The organism is Streptomyces sp. NPDC086519, assembly GCF_040686075.1.
In the GTDB taxonomy this organism is placed as follows: Bacteria; Actinomycetota; Actinomycetes; order Streptomycetales; family Streptomycetaceae; genus Streptomyces; species Streptomyces shenzhenensis.
In genome coordinates this window covers 140,227-154,714 of sequence record NZ_JBFBJL010000017.1, presented here as the reverse complement: position 1 = coordinate 154,714, position 14,488 = coordinate 140,227, and the positions used below count along the sequence as shown (strand labels likewise).

General features: G+C 71.6%; 11 protein-coding genes. 7 read left to right on the top strand and 4 right to left on the bottom strand.

Annotated features, from left to right (window positions below; translation table 11 throughout):
• Window positions 1–133: 133 nt before the first annotated feature.
• The gene (gene lysX, locus AB0P24_RS18485; protein ID WP_365795164.1) at window positions 134–3,406 is read left to right on the top strand and encodes a bifunctional lysylphosphatidylglycerol synthetase/lysine--tRNA ligase LysX; all 3,273 of its coding nucleotides are present in this window, start codon (window positions 134–136) and stop codon (window positions 3,404–3,406) included.
• 116 nt (window positions 3,407–3,522) lie between these two features.
• Window positions 3,523–4,356 (top strand): polysaccharide deacetylase family protein, encoded by an 834-nt coding sequence (locus AB0P24_RS18480; RefSeq protein ID WP_365795162.1) that lies wholly within the window; start codon window positions 3,523–3,525, stop codon window positions 4,354–4,356.
• A 28-nt stretch (window positions 4,357–4,384) separates the two neighbouring features.
• Here the strand turns inward: AB0P24_RS18480 and AB0P24_RS18475 are convergent, their stop codons facing one another.
• Complete coding sequence (locus AB0P24_RS18475) at window positions 4,385–5,059, bottom strand: class F sortase (protein WP_365795160.1); 675 nt, start codon at window positions 5,057–5,059, stop codon at window positions 4,385–4,387.
• A 335-nt stretch (window positions 5,060–5,394) separates the two neighbouring features.
• Between AB0P24_RS18475 and AB0P24_RS18470 the strand changes: the two genes are divergently transcribed.
• Window positions 5,395–6,273, top strand: coding sequence for a hypothetical protein (locus AB0P24_RS18470; protein WP_365795158.1), 879 nt, complete (start codon window positions 5,395–5,397; stop codon window positions 6,271–6,273).
• 290 nt (window positions 6,274–6,563) lie between these two features.
• Here the strand turns inward: AB0P24_RS18470 and AB0P24_RS18465 are convergent, their stop codons facing one another.
• Both AB0P24_RS18465 and AB0P24_RS18460 read right to left on the bottom strand, forming a co-directional pair.
• Window positions 6,564–7,328, bottom strand: a complete 765-nt coding sequence (locus tag AB0P24_RS18465) for a DUF4239 domain-containing protein (protein WP_365795156.1) — start codon at window positions 7,326–7,328, stop codon at window positions 6,564–6,566.
• Window positions 7,329–7,359: 31 nt separating this feature from the next.
• On the bottom strand, window positions 7,360–7,941 hold the full coding sequence (locus AB0P24_RS18460; RefSeq protein ID WP_365795154.1) for a hypothetical protein: 582 nt from the start codon (window positions 7,939–7,941) through the stop codon (window positions 7,360–7,362).
• 268 nt (window positions 7,942–8,209) lie between these two features.
• Here AB0P24_RS18460 and AB0P24_RS18455 point away from each other — a divergent pair, with 268 nt between their 5' ends.
• From AB0P24_RS18455 to AB0P24_RS18445, 3 genes are all read left to right on the top strand, one after another.
• On the top strand, window positions 8,210–9,178 hold the full coding sequence (locus AB0P24_RS18455) for an SCO0930 family lipoprotein (RefSeq protein WP_365795152.1): 969 nt from the start codon (window positions 8,210–8,212) through the stop codon (window positions 9,176–9,178).
• A 296-nt stretch (window positions 9,179–9,474) separates the two neighbouring features.
• Window positions 9,475–10,287, top strand: a complete 813-nt coding sequence (locus AB0P24_RS18450) for an SAM-dependent methyltransferase (RefSeq protein ID WP_365795150.1) — start codon at window positions 9,475–9,477, stop codon at window positions 10,285–10,287.
• Window positions 10,284–12,428: an EAL domain-containing protein gene (locus AB0P24_RS18445; protein WP_365795148.1), complete on the top strand. Its 2,145-nt coding sequence runs from the start codon at window positions 10,284–10,286 to the stop codon at window positions 12,426–12,428. The genes AB0P24_RS18450 and AB0P24_RS18445 overlap by 4 nt, the downstream gene beginning before the upstream one ends.
• 384 nt (window positions 12,429–12,812) lie before the next feature.
• Here the strand turns inward: AB0P24_RS18445 and AB0P24_RS18440 are convergent, their stop codons facing one another.
• The gene (locus tag AB0P24_RS18440; protein ID WP_365795146.1) at window positions 12,813–13,697 is read right to left on the bottom strand and encodes a LysR substrate-binding domain-containing protein; all 885 of its coding nucleotides are present in this window, start codon (window positions 13,695–13,697) and stop codon (window positions 12,813–12,815) included.
• A 119-nt stretch (window positions 13,698–13,816) separates the two neighbouring features.
• Here AB0P24_RS18440 and AB0P24_RS18435 point away from each other — a divergent pair, with 119 nt between their 5' ends.
• Window positions 13,817–14,488 (top strand): succinate dehydrogenase, encoded by a 672-nt coding sequence (locus AB0P24_RS18435; RefSeq protein ID WP_365795144.1) that lies wholly within the window; start codon window positions 13,817–13,819, stop codon window positions 14,486–14,488.

Below are 14,488 nucleotides of genomic sequence, written 5' to 3'. Positions count from 1 at the left end.
TCAGGGGGCGTGCACCTGGCGCCCCTTCAGGGGCGCGGGGAACTGCGCGAGCAACCACCCACGGCACGCAGCCGCCCGTCGGGCTCGGGCTGCTCGACGGGCGGGCCGGGCCGGCGCTTCCTACAGTCAGAACATGAGTGCCGCCGTGGAGCCCGCCACCGGCAGGGAGACGGCGGGCCGGACACGGCCGCCCGGCGGCGGGCGGCCGACCTGGGTGCCGGAGGCCTTCGGGACGTTCTTCGGCGCCCTCGCCCTGCTGTGCGCCCTGCTCTCCTTCATCGCCCCGCTGCGCGTGCTGCTCCGCCCGGTCGTGCACTTCCTCGACGCCGTCGTGGTGCCCGTCAGCCCCAACCTGGCCTACGCGGTCTTCCTGTTCCTGCTCGCCGGTGCCACCGCCGCCCGCAAGAAGGTCGCCTGGTGGCTGGTGGTGATCTACCTGGGCCTGCTGGTGCTGGCCGACGTCCTGGCCGTCGCCCTCGGCTTCGACTGGTACTCGTTCAGCTCACTGGTGGTCTGCGGACTCGCCCTGGCCCTGCTGATCGTGGCCCGCCGGGAGTTCTACGCGGCCTCCCGCCGGGCCGCCGTACGCCAGGCCATCGCCGTCCTGCTGACCGGCCTGGTGGTGGCGATCCTGGCCGGCTGGGGCCTGGTCTCCCTCTTCCCCGGCTCGCTCCCGCACGGCCAGCACCTCGCCTGGGCGGCCGACCGGGTCTGCGGCGGCCTGGTCTCCGTCCACACCTACGCCGGCCGGCCGCCCCGCTTCGTCTCCTTCCTCCTCGGTCTGTTCGGCGCCCTCGCCCTGCTCAACGCCGCCGCCACCCTCTTTCGTTCACAGCGCCTGGAAGCCGCCCTGCACGGCGACGAGGAGGCCCGCATCCGCGCCCTCCTCAAGGCCTACGGCGACCGGGACTCCCTCGGCTACTTCGCCACCCGCCGCGACAAGGCCGTCATCTTCTCGCCCAGCGGCAAGGCCGCCGTCACCTACCGCGTCGAGGCCGGCGTCTGCCTGGCCAGCGGCGACCCCGTCGGCGACCCGGAGGCCTGGCCGCACGCCGTCGCCGCCTGGCTGGACGCGGCGCGCCGGCACGCCTGGGCGCCCGCCGTGATGGGCGCCTCCGAGGACGGCGCCAGAACCTACGTCCGTGCCGGGCTCGGCGCCCTGCAACTCGGCGACGAGGCGATCCTGCACGTCGCCGACTTCGACCTGGGCGGCCGCGAGATGCGGGTCACCCGGCAGGCCGTCAACCGGGTGCGGCGCACCGGCGCCGGCTGCCGGATCCGCCGCCACGCCACCCTCACCGAGACGGAGATGGAGGAGATCGTCGACCGGGCCGACGCCTGGCGCGACACCGAGACCGAGCGCGGCTTCTCCATGGCCCTGGACCGGCTCGGCGACCCCGCCGACGGCGACTGCCTGCTCGTCGAGGCCATGGCCGAGGACGGCCGGCTGCTCGCCCTGCTCTCCTTCGTGCCCTGGGGCGACGACGGCATCTCCCTCGACCTGATGCGCCGTGACCGCACCGCCCCGAACGGGGTCGTGGAGTTCATGGTCGCCGACCTGTGCGCGGCCGCCCCCAAACTCGGTGTGCACCGGATCTCCATGAACTTCGCCGCCTTCCGCTCGGTCTTCGAGGAGGGCGCCCGCATCGGTGCCGGACCGGTACTGCGGCTGTGGCGCCGGCTGCTGCTCTTCCTCTCCCGCTGGTGGCAGCTGGAGGCCCTGTACCGCTCCAACGCCAAGTACCGCCCCGAGTGGTACCCGCGCTTCCTCTGCTACGGCGACGCCGGCTCCCTCGCCCGGATCGGCCTCGCCTCCGGAATCGCCGAAGGGTTCGTCTCCGTACCGTCCCTGCGCAAACTCTGGGGAAAGGGACACTCGCGGACCGGACCGCGGCCCGTCGGGGCGCCGCCGTCCGCGCCGGTGCCCGGTCTCGACGGAGGCGACGGAACCGGGACCGGCGCCCCGGACGCCGGCCTGCCGGACCAGTTCCGGGTCCGGCGCCACAGGCTGGACCGGCTGCGGGCGGCGGGCGTCGACCCCTACCCGGTGGCGACCGTACGGCCCACCCGTGCCCTCGCCGACGTGCGCGACGGCGAGACGGCCACCGTCGCCGGGCGGATCATGCTGGTCCGCGACTTCGGCAGCATCGTCTTCGTGACGCTGCGCGACTGGTCCGGCGACCGCCAACTCGCCCTCACCCGCGACAGGTCGGCAACCGCCCTCCACCGGTTCACCGCCGACACCGACATCGGCGACCAGATCGCCGCCACCGGCCGCATGGGCGTCAGCGACCAGGGCGAACCGACCCTCTTCGTCACCGACTGGCAGCTCACCGCCAAGTGCCTGCGCCCGCTGCCCGACAAGCACCACGGTCTCGCCGACCCCGAGGCCAGGGTCCGCCGCCGCTACCTCGACCTCGTCACCAGCCCCGCCGCCCGCGCCGTGCTCCGCGCCCGTTGCACCGCCGTACAGGCGCTGCGCCAGGGCCTCCTGGACCGTGGCTACCTGGAGGTCGAGACCCCGGTGCTCCAGCAGATCCACGGCGGCGCCAACGCCCGCCCCTTCACCACCCACAGCAACGCCTACGACCTCGACCTCCACCTGCGCATCGCCCCCGAGCTGTACCTCAAGCGGCTCTGCGTCGGCGGTCTGGAGAAAGTCTTCGAACTCGGCCGGACCTTTCGCAACGAGGGCGTCTCCCCCAGTCACAACCCCGAGTTCACCATGCTGGAGGCCTACCAGGCGTACGCCGACTACGAGGTGATGCTGGACCTCGCCCGCGAACTGATCCAGGACGCCGCGACCGCCGCCCTCGGCGCACCGGTGGCCCGCAGGGACGGACACGAGTACGACCTCTCGGGCACCTGGCCGGTGAAGACCGTGTACGGGGCGATCTCCGAGGCGCTCGGGGAGGAGATCGGCCCCGGCACCGAGCTGCTGCGGCTGCACCGGCACTGCGACCGGACCGGGGTGCCGTACACCGCCGACGACGGGCCCGGTGACGTGGTGCTGGAGATGTACGAACGCCTGGTGGAGGAGCGGACCCGGCTGCCCACCTTCTACAAGGACTTCCCGACCGACGTCTCGCCGCTCGCCCGGCAGCACCGCACCGACCCCAGGCTCGCCGAGCGCTGGGACCTGGTCGCCTTCGGCATCGAACTCGGCACCGCCTACTCCGAACTGACCGACCCCCTGGAACAGCGCCGCCGGCTCACCGCCCAGTCGCTGCTCGCCGCCGGCGGCGACCCCGAGGCGATGGAGCTCGACGAGGACTTCCTCGACGCCCTCGAATACGCGATGCCGCCCACCGGCGGCCTCGGTATCGGCGTCGACCGGCTGGTCATGTTCCTCACCGGCCTGACCATCCGCGAGACGCTGCCCTTCCCGTTGGTCCGCCGCCGCTGATGTTTTTTGGTCTTTTCTTACCGAAACCTCCTCCTGCTGGTCCGTGCGGGTGCTTTCCCACCGCCGCACCGGTGTCGAAGTGGTGCGGCGGTGCCCTGCCGGGCGACTGATGAGTCATGCAGAAGGATCAGTTGTTCACCCGACGCCGGCTGCTGCTCGCCGGCGGCGCCGCTCTGGGAGCCGCCGGTACCGCGGGCATCGTGCTGGCGAGCAGCGCCGAGGAGGCGGCCGGCGGGGTCGTCCCGGCCGCCGGAGCGCAGGCCCGCCCGGCGCTCAAGCCCTCCGCCTTCCGGCTCCAGCCGCTCACCGGATACGGCCCGCCGCCCACCGCGCCGCGCAAGCTCAAGGTGCGCAAGGAGCCCATCACGGAGATCTCCCGCAGCGGCAGGCGCATGATGCTCACCTTCGACGACGGCCCCAACCCGGACTACACCCCGCACATCCTGGACACCCTCGCGAAGTACGACGTGCGGGCGATGTTCTTCCTGTGCGGGGAGTGCATCGTCGAGAACCGGGAACTGGTCGCGCGGATGGCCGACGCGGGCCATGTCGTGGGCAACCACACCTGGACGCATCCGCTGCTGACCACCCTGAACCGCCGGGAGATCCGCGACGAGATGACGAGCACCAGCGACGCCATCGAGGACACCTACGGCGAGCGCCCGCAGTGGTTCCGCGCCCCCTACGGCGCCTGGAACCGCGCGGCCTTCCAACTCGGCGCCGAGATGGACATGGAGCCGATGGCCTGGACCGTGGACAGCACCGACTGGACCGTCCCGGGCACCCGCACCATCGTCGACACGATCGAGAACGGCGCCGCCCCCGGTGTCGTGGTCCTCTCCCACGACGCCGGGGGCGACCGCTCGCAGAGCGTCCAGGCCCTGCGCGAGTACCTGCCCTATCTGCTGGACAACGGCTACCACCTGACCGTGCCGCGCCGCCGCATGTGAACGGGCCCGCGCCCGTCGGGTGGCGGCCTCAGCGGGCCTCGACCAGGCGGGCGAAGACCACGACGTTCCCGTCGTAGCCGTTCTGCTTCGAGAAACCGCCGCCGCACGTGATGACCCGCAACTCCGGGGTGCCCTTGGAACCGTAGACCCGGTCGCCCGGGAAGCCGGCCTTCGCGAAGACCTCGATTCCGTAGATCTCGAAGACGGCCGTCCGGCCGTCCTGGCGGTCGACCTCGATCCGGTTTCCCTTCTTCAGGGAACCGAGCCCGTAGAAAACCGCCGGCCCCTTCGTGTTGTCCACGTGACCGACGACGACGGAGGTGCCCTTTTCCCCGGGTGAGACACCGCCGGTGAACCAACCCGCGAGATTCGGGTCGTCCGGCGGCGGCGCCGCGATCCAGCCGGCCGTGTCCAGCCCCACCGGCATCACCGGCGCGTCGACCCGGATCGCCGGGATCCGGATCCGGTCCGCCGCGGCGAACGGCAGCGGGGCGGGCGCCGTGGTGAAGACGCCCGGGACCGTGGTACGGGTGTCCGGGGCGGCGGCCGAGGCCGGCTGCGGCGGACCGACGTCGAACTCTCCCGAACCGTTCCGAATGAGTGCCAGACCGGTCAGCAGGACGAGCGCTATCACGCCCCAGGGGGCACGCTTCCGCCGCCGCTCCTCCTCTTCTGCCACCTCGGAAAGTTCGGACGCAGACATTCGCCATCCCCTCTCGACGCGGCCGCCTTCATGTCCGTATCGCGCATGGGAAAAAGCTAAGTCCCCCGCTCGCGTGCGGCGACGGGGGGACGGGCGAACGGGTGGCCCGCGGGTATTCCGGTGCGCCATCCGAGTTGCAGTTCTCAGGATTTTTCTGACGGTCCGTGACCTGCGGCAATATCCGATTGTGTGCTTTCCGTGCGGCGTGTCCCCTCACCAGGACGGACCATTCTCGAAATGCGGGCGTGTTCAGGGCGTCTGAGGGTCTTTTCGGGAGGTGCTTTCTCGCCGATCCACCGGGGACGGTTCCCGGGGCGCCTTCCGCGGAGGAAGAGATGCGAAACTCACGTGCCCTGGCGGCCGCGTGCACAGTGGTCGCCGTTCTCGGAGCCGCCGCCCCCACGGCCGTCGCGGACGGCATGGGAAACGGCGGCGGCCCGGCCAATACCCAGGCCCCGGTCGTCGGGGGGACGGGCGTCGCCCCCGGCACCGGGGTCGCTCCCGGCGTGGGAGTGGCTCCCGGTGTCGGCGGGGTGGGGGTGGCTCCCGGTGTCGGCGGGGTGGGGGTGGCTCCCGGCGTCGCCGTCCCCGGAGTGGTGGTCCCCGGGTTCGGTGTGGGCGGAGTCGGCGGTGAAGGGCGTTTCGACAACGGTTTCGGCGAGCGGGGCGGCGAAGGCCAGCGCGGACGCGGCCGTGAGGGGTTCGACGAACTCGGCGGCCGGGGCGACGGCGGGCGCAACATCTCCGTCCAGCCCCGCACGGTCCGCAGAGGAGAGCAGCTCACCGTCACCGTCAACGGCTGCCACCGCGGCGACATGAGGTCCGCCGCCTTCGGGACGCAGCGGCTGTCCCCGTTCGGCGGGGACATGGCGCGCGGGGTCGCCACCATCCGCCAGAACGCCCACACGGGACCGTACGACATCACCGTCAGCTGCGACGACCACTTCATGACCCGGCAGTCCGCCTTCACCGTGCTCGACCGGGGGCCCGAGCTCAACGGGCCGGAACACGCGTCCGACGGGTGGGAGCAGGACCCCGGGTCCGACGGGTGGCAGTCCACCTCCAAGCTCGGCGGAGTACAGGCCGGGCTCGGCGGCAGCATCTCCAGCGGGGCCACGCCGACCGACATGGCGATCGGCGGCGGCATGGTGGGCGCGGCCGTGCTCGCCGGCTGCGGGTTCTGGCTGCGCCGCCGGCACGAGAACCGGATCTGATGCAGCGGGCCTGTGCCCCCGTCCCTCGTCGGACCGGGGCACAGATCCGCAGGCCGCGCCGGGATCAGGCGCCGTCCCCGCCGGCCTGCCCGCGCGGGCGCAGGTACGCCGTACCGGCCGAGCCCGCCACCAGCGCCCCGCCGGGCCGATCTCCCGGGGATCGAACCCGCCGGGACGCCACCTCCGCACACGCGCGCGAACGCAGTAGCCCAAACGGGGGAGATGAGATGCGTGGGCCGTCCGGGGGGCACCGGCGGCGTGGCGCGCTGCGGTGTCCCCCGCAGCGCCCCCTAACCCCTGATGTGCGGGAAGAGGTTCAGGAACGGCTGTGCCGTCGCCGTGATGCCCCGGCTGTACGGTTCGTCGAAGTCCCAGATCAGGAACAGCATGAAGGCGATGGTCGCGGAGAACAGGGCGGCCAGGATCAGCTCGCGCCGGGTGCGCCTGATCTGCAGCGCGAAGACCATGCCGACGGTGATCGCGGCTCCGGTCAGCAACCCGATCCACACCACGCTCGGCATGGTCGCCCCCGTCGAGTCGGCCCTGGCGCTGCGCGCCTGGTCGAGAGCGGCCACCTGGTCCACCAGCGGCTGGTAGGCCTGCGCCTGGAAGTCGGTCTTCGGTACGTAGTCGGTGACGTCCTGACGGATCCGCGCGAGCAGCTCGGCACCGTGCGGGGAGAGCCGGCCGTGGTCGGCCATCTCCTTCCACTCCTTGTCGACGACCTGGGTGACGTAGGCGTCGACGTCCGCCCGGATCCGGTCACGGGTGTCGGGTGGATACACCCGCACCCGTTCGTGGATCTCGTGCAGCGCCTGCGCCTCCGCCTGCACATGGTCCTGGGCGGCGCTGCGGGCCTCCCACACGCCGGCCACCGCAAGGCCGAGGACGATGGCGTAGATGACGCCGATCCACATGGTCATGTACTCGATGACGTCCGGCGTCTCGGAGGGATCCTCGTCCTCCGCCGCCCTCTTGTCGCGGACGAGGGTGATGATGACGACCACGGCAACGACCGCGAACATCGCGAGGACGAGAACAAGCCAATCCGGCAACGGAAGCCTCCAGGAATCGGTGGGACGGCCGTCAGCGCGCGCGGAACGCGGCGACGGCGATGATCGCGGGTACGGCGATGAGCAGGACGTAGGTGACCGGGGAGGTACGGTTCGGGGCCGGCGCGCCGGTCGACTGGACGCGGTACGGCGGGTAGGTCACCGGGGCGGGCTTCGGGGTCGGGCTGGGCGTCGGGGTGGGCTTCGGCCTGGGCCGGGGAGCCGGTGGCGGGGTCGGGGCCGGCGTGGGCCTGCGGACCGGCCGGGGTGGCGGCGGTGGGGCCGGGCGCGGCGCCGGCGGGGTGGTGCGGGGCGGTTCGGGCGTCGGGGTGGGCCTGGGCTTCGGGGGCGGGGTCGGGGTGGGCGTCGGAGTGGGCGTGGGCGTCGGGGTGGGCGTGGGGCAGGGGGGCGGGGTGGGGGGCGGACACAGCGGGGGAGTGGGCCAGGAGTCGCCGGCGGCGGCCACCGCGTAGCTGCCGTCGGGGCCCGTCGAGGCGTAGGCGCAGGCGTCGGCCGACGCCGCGCCGACCGGGCAGCCCACCAGGGTCCACGTCAGCGTCAGCAGGGCCAACGCCCTTGGGACGAGCGCGCGTCTGGTCGCTTCGGGTGCATGCACGACGGAGATCATGAGGCGTCGGGGGCCGTCGCATGCCGGAGTACCGGGTGATTGATCCGAACGGGGGACATGCGGCGTAAACCGGTTTGAATCAGACCGCCTCGCGAATGGCTCGAAGTGTACGGCCGTACGGAACGCGGTCCGCGGCCACAGCGTCCGGAAAGAAATTCGTGCGCCCGTTGAACACTTCGACCCCCGGCATCCGTACCTGATGTCGTGCGGCGGCGCAGAGGCGCTGCAATAACCAGGCGATTATGGGGAGTTGACGATGAAGACCTCGTGGAGGAGTGCCTCGCTGGTGGCCACGGCCGCGGGGGTGATGGTGTTCGCGACGGCGTGCGGTCAGGACAACACGACCACTCCGTCCTCGGCGGCCCAGAACGTCGGTGCCACGGCGCCGGCCGGCATCGGCAGCATCACCAACCCCTCCGCCTCCACCGGCGCGGGCAACGGCTACGGTGCCGACGGCAACCAGGCCTCCAGCTCCCCGGCCGCGGTCGCGCCCGCCGGCCAGCTGAGCGTTGCCAGCAACCCGGATCTGGGCAAGGTGCTGACCGACGGCAGCGGCCTCACCCTCTACCGTTTCGACGCCGACACCGCCAATCCCCCCAAGTCGACCTGCGACGGCGCCTGCGCCACCACCTGGCCGCCGGTGCCCGCCGACGACGCCACCGCCGGTGCGGGCATCGACAAGTCGCTGCTCGGCGAGGTCACCCGCTCCGACGGCACCAAGCAGCTGACCGTCGGCGGCTGGCCGGTGTACCGCTACGCCAAGGACGTCAACGCCGGTGACGTCAACGGCCAGGGCGTGGGCGGCAAGTGGTTCGCGGCCGCCCCCGACGGAAAGAAGGCGACACTGGCCGACCTGCCCGGCCTGTCCGTCCGCAAGGACGCCAAGCTCGGCGACATCATCGTCGACAAGAACGGCATGACGGTCTACCGCTTCATCAAGGACAAGGCGTGGCCCAAGGTCGTCTCGAACTGCACCGGTGACTGCCTGGCCAAGTGGCCGGCCGTCGCGGAGATCGCGTCCAGCGACACCAAGGGCATCGTGAAGAAGGGCCTGATGGGCTTCACCCGGCCCGACAACGGCCAGAAGCAGCAGACGGTCAACTGCTGGCCGATCTACACCTTCTCCGGTGACGCGAAGGCCGGGGACACCAACGGCCAGGGCGTCGGCGGCACGTGGTACGCCGTCTCGCCCGAAGGAAAACTGGTCGGCGCGCCGGGCAAGTAGGGATCCAGCGAGAGTCCCGGACGACGACACAACGGCGCACGACGGCCCGCCCCCTCCGCACCGCACGGAGGGGGCGGGCTTCTTGGCGTCCCGGCGGTGCCTGTCGACGTGCCCCGACCGGAGCGCCCCTTGACGCACCCGCGCCCGACGGAGTACCCGAACACCCCCAAAGCGCTCACCGAATTCCCAGGCAGTGACCAGGAACGGATGGTCAATTTCCGTTTCGGCTACCCCTGTTCGCAGGCGATCAGTAGCCTCAGCTCGAACACCGGATCGCCTCAGCCTTGGAGAGATACATGGAGCGTCCCGCCTGGGCCCCACGGAGCATCGACATCTCGGTGCCGAGCGTTTCGCGTATCTACGACTACTACCTGGGCGGTTCGCACAATTTCGAGGTCGACCGGGAAGCGGCCCGCAAGGCGATGACGCACCTGCCCGGCCTGCCGAAGATCATGCAGGCCAACCGCGCCTTCATGCGCCGCGCCGTCCGCTACGCCGTGGGCACCGGCATCGACCAGTTCCTGGACATCGGCTCCGGCATCCCCACCTTCGGAAACGTCCACGAGGTCGCGCAGGCGGCGCACCCCGGCGCCCGCGTGGTGTACGTCGACCACGACCCGGTGGCCGTGGCGCACAGCGTCGCGGTCCTCGAGGGCGACGAGGACGCGGACGTGGTCGCCGCGGACCTCCGCAAGCCCCAGGAGATCCTGTCGAGCCCCCAGGTGGAGCGCCTCATCGACCTGAATCGGCCAGTGGCCCTGCTCCTCGTTGCCATACTGCACTTCGTGGAAGACACGGACGACCCGTACGGGGCAGTGGCACAGCTGCGCGACGCACTCGCGCCCGGCAGCCTGCTTGTTCTCACGCATGCCTCGTACGAGGGAATCCCGTTGCCGCCCGAGCGGGCCGAGGGGGCGGTGGACGTATACAAGGACATTCGCAACCCGCTGATCATGCGCTCGCGCGACGAGATCGCGCGGTTCTTCGAGGGGTACGACATGGTGGAACCCGGACTGGTGCCGATGCCGCACTGGCGGCCGGAGTCGGCGTCGGAGGACGAGGATCCTTATGCCTTCGCCGGATTCGCCGGCGTGGGGATCGCGGCGTGACCGCGGAGCCGGGCGGCCCGGAGGACAGACTGCGCAGGTACGCGACGATCTGGAGCCGGGCGGTGTTCCCGGTCACCTCCACGTCCCTGACCCGCCCCGAGTTCGAGGAACAACTGCTGCCGCTGGCCCGCAGGCTGAGCGAGATCCTGCTGGCGCACGGCTTCGACGCCGACGAGGCCCGGCAGGTGGGCGCCGCGCTGATCGACGCGCACTGCACCGACCCCGAGGCGCTGACCCGCTCCCTCGACTGCGTCGACGCGTACCTGGTCCTGTACTGCGGCGAGGACGGCCCCCAGGACGAGCTGCGGATGCGTTCCTCGCGGATCCAGCACGCGATGGCGGCCGGGTTCGCCCAGGCACTGCGTGAGCGCACGCTGGCCGAACAGGAGGCCATCGCCCAGGCCGCGTTGCGTGCCCAGGGCGTGGTCGCCCAGGCGCTGCACGCGAGCGAGGCACGCTTCCGCGCCGTCTTCGAGGGCGCGGCGATAGGAATCGGCATCGCCGACCTCGAAGGCAACGTCCTCCAGGTCAACGGCGCCCTGCTGCGCATGTTCGGCGGCTCCGAGCAGACCGTGCGCGGCCGCAAGGTCATGGAGTGGGCGCATCCCGAGGACGCGCCGCAGACCTGGCGGCTCTACGAGGAGCTGGTGCGCGGCGAACGCGAGCACTACCACGTCGAGAAGGCGTTCAACCGCTCGGACGGGACGGTCCTGTGGACCAACCTGACCGTCTCCCTGCTCCGGGACGCGGACGGGGAGCCGCAGTACCAGCTGGCCCTCATGGAGGACACCACCGAGCGCCGCCTGCTCAACCTCCGGCTGCGCTACGAGGCCACCCACGACGCGCTCACCGGCCTGCCCAACCGCACGCTGTTCTTCGAGCGCCTGGAGAAGGCCCTGTCGGCCGGCGAGGGCCAGCGCTTCGGCCTGTGCTATCTCGACCTGGACGGTTTCAAGACCATCAACGACAGCCTCGGCCACTCGGCCGGCGACCGGCTCCTCGTGGAGGTCGCCGACCGGCTGCAGTCCTGCGCGACCGCGCCCGGCGAGATGGTCGCCCGGCTCGGCGGCGACGAGTTCGTGGCGCTGACCACCGGCCCGGCCACCCAGCGCGAGGTCGACGACCTGGCCGACCGCATCATGAACGCCCTGGTCACCCCGATCAGCATCGACGGCCGCGAACTCATGGTCCGCGGTTCCATCGGCGTCGTCGAGGGCCCGGCGGGCGAGCGCACCCCGGCCGAGGTGCTGCGCAGCGCCGACATCACGATGTACCGGGCCAAGTCGGCGGGCGGCAACCGCTTCGAGCTGGCCGACCCGGAGGCGGACGCCCGCGCGATCACCCGGCACGGCCTGACCACGGCGCTGCCCGCCGCCCTGGACCGGGGCGAGTTCTTCATCGAGTACCAGCCGCTGGTCCACCTCGGCGACGGCAGTGTGCGCGGCGCCGAGGCCCTGGTCCGCTGGCTGCATCCGCAGCACGGCGTCCTCGGCCCCGACCGGTTCATCCCGCTCGCCGAACACACGGGTCTCATCGTGCCGTTGGGCCGCTGGGTGCTGGAGGAGTCGATCCGCCAGGCCCGCGAATGGCGGGAGCGCTACGGCGAGCACGACGGCGCGGGCCCGCTGCGGATCAACGTCAACCTCTCCCCGTGCCAGCTCAGCCACCCCGGCCTGGTCCAGGACACGGTGGACATCCTGGAGCGGACCGGAGTGGCCCCGGACGCCCTCTGCCTGGAGGTCACCGAGTCCGCGCTCATCGGCGCCGACGACGACCTCCTCAAACCCCTGCGGCGCCTCGCCGAGATGGGTGTGGACATCGCCCTGGACGACTTCGGCACCGGCTACTCGAACCTCGCCAACCTCCGCCGTCTCCCGGTGAGCATCCTCAAACTGGACCGCTCCTTCACCCAGAGCATGCAGCAGTTCCCGGCGGACCCGGTCGACCTCAAGATCGTGGAGGGCATCGTCACCCTGGCCCACGGCCTGGACCTCGCCGTCACGGTGGAGGGGGTGGAGACCGGAGCTCAGGCCGAACAACTGCGCATACTCGGCTGCGACACCGCCCAGGGCTGGTACTACGCCCGCCCGGGCCCACCCGAGCGTCTCCATGAACTGGCGCTGGTGGACGCGACGGGCTGAGCGCCCGGCGCGTCGCCGCGGGCAGGCCGGGGCGCTCAGCCGGGGCGGATGCCGAGGCGGGCGTCCCCCTCCTCGCGACGCGCTGTCCGAGCGGGTCGCGCCAGGCGACGAACGTGGTGTTCACCACTTCACGCCGTTCCGGCCGGTTCTCCGGATTGCGCGGTGCGCCGTCGCGGTGGTGACCCCGCATGACTGTCCGGTACCGGACGGTGGTGTTGCCCCGTTGATTCCGGAGACGTGAGACGGAGACGTGAGACGGAGACGTGAGACGGAGACCGCACCGTGCGACGCCTCGGAGTCCCCGGAGGTTCTCGTCGGGTTCGGCCCCGGGCCCGTCGGTCGCGCTCATGAGTCGCCTCCGCCGGTACCGGAGGCCGGCCATGCTCATCGCTCCAGCAGCATCCTGTGCAGCTCCCGCGCGGCCCGAGGCGGCGCCACATCGCTGCGGTGCGCCAGCGCGATCGTCCGGTGCAACCCCGGCGGAGCCAACGGAGTGACCCGCAGCCCCCGCCCCGAACGGGCGGCGACCATCCGGGGAACCACCGCCACCCCGAGCCCCGCCCGTACGAACCCCAGCACCGCGTCCATCTCACCCCCCTCGACGGCGAACCCCGGCTCGAACCCCGCGGAGCGGCACGCGGCGACCGTCAGCTCCCGCAGGTCGTACCCGTGCCGGAACATGACCAGCCGCTCCCCTTCCAGATCCGCGATCCGCACCCCGCCCCGTCCCCGCCCGGGCGCCGTCGCCTCGGGCGAGGACACCACCACCAGGTCCTCCCGCAGCAGCTCCACGGTGGTCAGCGCGGGCGACCCCGGCGGCAGGGGCAGCACGATCAGCGCCAGGTCCAGCGCCCCGCGCGCCAGCTCCCGTACCAGGTCATGGGACCCGCTCTCCTCGATCAGCAGCTGGATCCCCGGATACCGGTCGTGGAACGCCCGCAGCACGTCCGGCAGCAGCCCGGTGCACAGGCTCGGCGTCGCCCCCAGCCGCACCCGCCCGCTGCGCAGCTGCACCAGCTCCTGCACCTCGTGCCGCGCGGTGTCCGCGTCCGCGAGGATCCGCCGGGCCAGCGGCAGCAGCGCCTCGCCCGCGTCGGTGAGTGTGATGTTGCCCCGGGCCCGCAGGAACAGATCCGCCCCCAGCTCCCGCTCCAGCGCCTTGATCTGCTGGGACAGCGACGGCTGGGCGACATGGACCAGCTCGGCGGCCCGGGTGAAGTGCCGGGTCTCGGCCACGGCGACGAAGTACTGAAGCTGCTGGAACTGCATGGTTACACGATAGTTCCTGGCTATCGAATCAAGGTGGACCATGTCTTGGACCGATGGGGCCGTTCGGCCCTACCGTCCTGGACATGGCTCTGGCAACGCGGACGGATCGACGGCCGTCCATGACACGCACGATGTGGGACAGCTCCGTCGGCAAGAAGACCGTGATGGCCGTCAGCGGCCTGATCATGCTGCTCTACCTGGTCGCGCACATGATCGGGAACCTGAAGATCTACTTCGGGGCGGGTGAGTTCAACGGCTACGCCCACTGGCTGCGCACCGTGGGCGAACCGTTCATGCACTACGAGTGGACGCTCTGGCTCATCAGGATCGTCCTGGTCGTCGCCGTGGTCGCCCACGCCACGTCCGCCTACCAGCTCAGCCGCCGCGACATCAGGGCGCGCCCCACCAAGTACGTGCACGGCAGGCCCCGGGCCAGCTACGCGACCCGCACCATGCGCTGGGGCGGGATCATCCTCGGCCTGTTCATCGTCTGGCACATCCTCGACCTGACCACCGGCACCGTGCACTCCGGCGGCTTCCAGGAGGGCCACCCGTACCAGAACGTCGTGGACACCTTCTCCACCTGGTACGGCGACGTGATCTACATCGTCGCGATGCTCGCGCTCGGCCTGCACATCCGACACGGCTTCTGGAGCGCCGCCCAGACCCTCGGCGCCGGCAGCCGCACCCGCGACCGCGCTCTCAAGATCGTCGCCAACGTTCTCGCGCTGCTGCTCACGGCCGGTTTCATCGCCGTACCCGTGGGCGTCATGACCGGAGTGGTGAGCTGA

What these genes read in the sequence shown, in the direction of transcription:
- AB0P24_RS18450 (WP_365795150.1), top strand. Translation starts at nt 9,475, where the DNA reads ATGGAGCGTCCCGCCTGGGCCCCACGGAGCATCGACATCTCGGTGCCG.
- AB0P24_RS18440 (WP_365795146.1), bottom strand. Translation starts at nt 13,697, where the DNA reads ATGCAGTTCCAGCAGCTTCAGTACTTCGTCGCCGTGGCCGAGACCCGG.
- AB0P24_RS18455 (WP_365795152.1), top strand. Translation starts at nt 8,210, where the DNA reads ATGAAGACCTCGTGGAGGAGTGCCTCGCTGGTGGCCACGGCCGCGGGG.
- AB0P24_RS18470 (WP_365795158.1), top strand. Translation starts at nt 5,395, where the DNA reads ATGCGAAACTCACGTGCCCTGGCGGCCGCGTGCACAGTGGTCGCCGTT.
- lysX (WP_365795164.1), top strand. Translation starts at nt 134, where the DNA reads ATGAGTGCCGCCGTGGAGCCCGCCACCGGCAGGGAGACGGCGGGCCGG.
- AB0P24_RS18435 (WP_365795144.1), top strand. Translation starts at nt 13,817, where the DNA reads ATGACACGCACGATGTGGGACAGCTCCGTCGGCAAGAAGACCGTGATG.
- AB0P24_RS18475 (WP_365795160.1), bottom strand. Translation starts at nt 5,059, where the DNA reads ATGTCTGCGTCCGAACTTTCCGAGGTGGCAGAAGAGGAGGAGCGGCGG.
- AB0P24_RS18480 (WP_365795162.1), top strand. Translation starts at nt 3,523, where the DNA reads ATGCAGAAGGATCAGTTGTTCACCCGACGCCGGCTGCTGCTCGCCGGC.